Annotated in this window: 1 protein-coding gene; it reads right to left on the bottom strand. The window is 74.1% G+C overall.

Translation table 11 applies throughout. From position 1 onward, the window contains the following. A partial coding sequence (locus tag ACFPFQ_RS42910) for a phytoene desaturase family protein (RefSeq protein WP_379629033.1) occupies nt 1–669 on the bottom strand: 669 nt, incomplete at both ends.

Here is a 669-nt window from a genome sequence, read left to right as displayed (position 1 = left end):
AGTTCGGCGGGTTCGTCGTCGTTCATCCCGCGGGGCAGGTGCGTGTAGGCCCAGACGCTTTCGGTCCCGGCGGGGGAGCGGGTCGGGTCGGCTGTGCTCATCTGCCCGAGCAGCGTGAACGGGCTCTGCGGGAGCCGCCCGGCCGACAGGTCGGCCATCCAGGCGAGCACTCCGTCGGCGTCGGCGCCGAGGTGGACGGTTCCGGCGTCGGCGATCCCGCTCGCGTGCCAGGGGATGGGCCCGTCGAGTGCCCAGTTGAGCTTGACGACGGGGGGATCCCACTCGAAGTGCTCCATCGCGTTGTGCAGCCGCGCGGGCACGGCGTCGGCGGGGAGTAGCTCGCTGTAGAGCGAGGTTGCGGCGACGTCGGCGACGACGGCGCGGCGTACCCGCAGGGTCGTGCCGGCGGCGGTGGTGACGTCGTTGACCCGGCCGTGGCGCACGCCGATCCGCGTGACGGCATCGCCGACGCGGATCGTGGCGCCCGCGGCCGTGGCGCGGGCGGCCATCGCCTGGGTGAGCATGCCCGCGCCGCCGACCGGTACCGGGAACCCGACGTCCTGGGCGAGCATCGACATCAGCCAGCCGAACAGTCCGCTGCCCGCGGCGTCCGGGGGAATGTCGGCGTGCAGGGCGTTGCCGGTGAGCAGCAGCCGCCCGGGTTCGGCG

The organism is Pseudonocardia sp. GCM10023141 (genome assembly GCF_042653605.1).
This window is presented reverse-complemented; position numbering and strand designations above follow the sequence as displayed.